Annotated in this window: 2 protein-coding genes; both read right to left on the bottom strand. The window is 39.7% G+C overall.

All coding sequences use genetic code 11. The annotated features are described in order from the left end of the window. Positions 1–493: 493 nt before the first annotated feature. Positions 494–1642, bottom strand: coding sequence for an ATP-binding protein (locus MHO32_RS25485; protein ID WP_239214979.1), 1149 nt, complete (start codon positions 1640–1642; stop codon positions 494–496). 137 nt (positions 1643–1779) lie between these two features. Then, a complete protein-coding gene (locus tag MHO32_RS25490; RefSeq protein WP_239214982.1) occupies positions 1780–2427 on the bottom strand; it encodes an HAD family hydrolase in 648 nt (215 codons plus the stop codon). Positions 2428–2545: the final 118 nt, after the last annotated feature.

The raw sequence follows: 2545 nt of genomic DNA on the forward strand, positions 1-2545 counted from the left end.
ATATGAAAGGCTTTGAACACTGAAGTGAGACGGGCAGCTACAAAACTTAAACTCGATTAAGAGACGAGAGTTGGCTAGAAGAAAAATGCACTGACCTGCCCTACTTTCACAGACTTCAAATTAGAAAAGGATTCGATCCTCGCACTCCAACGGCAGCACCAAAGAAAGACAATTCTGACGTAGTAAAAACCACGAAAGAAAAGAAGCGCCAAAGAAATAGGGTAAGAGTTAGATACCGTAAACGGTGAAATCAAAGCAAGCACAACGCATATAGTGCCACCGGAAAGAACGTGAGAGGCGCTAACGGAAAGGTGTAAAGACGAGCGCCAAAACAGATAAACACCAAAACTTATGACCTTTGATGTCAAACCCGTACTAACGCCCTGTTAAGGTGTGAGCAACGCAATACCGAAGCTACCGCATACCACCTTAAACACTAAACGCAACGCATAGCAAAAATGCCAAGCGTTGCGAATCACTCTTAAACAGTTTGTTATATGCATTTTTCGGTTACCTCACTAAACGCCCACTCTGAGAAGACCCTCTCAAGTTTGTACCGATCCATATTTTTTCCTTGATAAAGGCTATCCGCAACAATGTCATCTTGGTTTTCAACAAATTTTTTATATGCAAGCAGATACGAACTACAAAGCTCTTCAAGTTGCTCATTTCTATCTAAGATAAAAAATGGGAGCTTTATAATTGGAGGCTTTATCTGAGTAACAATAGGAGTACTTAAGTCGGGCTTGTCAGTATGAATTTTGCGCAGATGTTCGAACAGTGCATACGACAATGAGCCTTTGGTATAGTAGAAAAGATCACAATAAAACTTTGCATCTAGTCCATCTCTCTTTTCCGGGTGAGTTACATACTCAACATCCGGAAATGGAACGCATAAACCTTCATTTTGGAAATGGACGACAGGCAACTCATGCATAACAGCATTTTTGTACTTGAGCAAATAATCGTACTTTACGGGCTCTTCAATTAGAGTATTCTGCCACCAAAAATTACCACCTCGATAATCATCTTCAGATATTGATATAGTAAAATCTGGATCCAACGCATAAAATGCACCATTAACTCCATTGTAAATCCAGTTATCTGTATCCTCAAGGAGCAGTTTGAAGCGAGCTGCAGCAGGTAAATCAAGCCCAAAACGCTCCAGCCACATTGCTTTAATATCTTGAGGGTTTGCACAAGAGTCTTTTGGTGTATTTGTGTCCTTTATTCGTGAATATACCGTACCTGCTCTGAGTATTTTATTACGATGCTTAAGCTCTTTCGTAAAGTAGAAAGGCTTTAGCCTTTCATTTTTAATGCTCAAAACCGCTACAGACTTTTCAGCGTACTCCACAAATTTAATATCAATAGTAGGGACGTTATTTTCAGCATATGGCTGCTGTCTTAGGTAGACAATAACATCGGCTTGAGAAAAACGACACTCCTCTGAGTCTAAGCCAACAACCTCAAAGTCGTCACTTATACCGAATATCAAAAAGCGATCGCCATCGTGAATCACGTTTGCCAAACACGTAATGTCATGTAGTAAATCAAAGAGGTTATCATGAAATTTTTGTTTAAAATCCCACCACAGCCCCTCACTCTTTGACGAAAGTAGGTTATCTAACAGTTTTTCCATATTTCCTCATGATACATATAACGCCGCATTAAGGTGTGAGCAACGCTGCCACAATACCTAATCCATTGCACCGTAAACACAAAACTCAACCTTGAACTGAAAATGCCAAGCGTTGAGAATCACTCTTAAATGCTTTGTTATACGAACATTTCATCGTACACACTGATAGATCTTAATGCGCCGCTTAAGTCATTTTTTCCATTAAACTCATGCCTAACGGCAATAACGTCACAACCACTAGATTTACCTGCGCTAATACCTGCAGTTGAATCTTCGAACACTATTGTATGTTCAGGTGATACATCTAAATTTGCGAGTGCAAGATTATAAGCTTCAGGATCAGGTTTATGCTTGGTTACATGCTCTTGGGTAATAACAAGATCAAAAGCTGTTTCTAACTGCAATGAAGTCAAAATATTTTCAACCATCCATGTTGCTGCCGAGCTGACAACACCACATTTTTTCCCTGCTTTTTTCAAGTGTTCAATATACGCTTTAGCTCCTGCATTCAACTCAAGTTCGTCGTTTAACATCAGTTCGTAGTGAGCTCGAAAATAACGATTAAACTCGCCTAGATCAGGTGAAATACCCGCATGAGTAAAAAAGTGACCAGTCACAACCTGCCAACTTTCACCCATAACGTCTTTATATATATTGTGATCAACTTGAGCACCGTAATCTGCACAAGCCAATGCTAGAGCTTTACCCTTTAATGGCTCTGAATTTACTAACGTTCCGTCCATATCGAACAGATAAACTTTATAATCTTTCAATTTATTCTCCATGTTAAATTTTGCGAGTTCGTATAACGCGCAGTTAAGGTGTGAGAGACGCAGATCCACCCTAACCTAAAATAAACTCTGATAAATCCGTGCCTATTTGGGCACTAAAAACCCAATGCGT

The sequence above is a fragment of the Vibrio sp. MMH1-50 genome, from assembly GCF_022347645.1.
GTDB lineage: Bacteria > Pseudomonadota > Gammaproteobacteria > Enterobacterales > Vibrionaceae > Vibrio > Vibrio harveyi.

What these genes read in the sequence shown, in the direction of transcription:
- MHO32_RS25485 (WP_239214979.1), bottom strand. Translation starts at nt 1,642, where the DNA reads ATGGAAAAACTGTTAGATAACCTACTTTCGTCAAAGAGTGAGGGGCTG.
- MHO32_RS25490 (WP_239214982.1), bottom strand. Translation starts at nt 2,427, where the DNA reads ATGGAGAATAAATTGAAAGATTATAAAGTTTATCTGTTCGATATGGAC.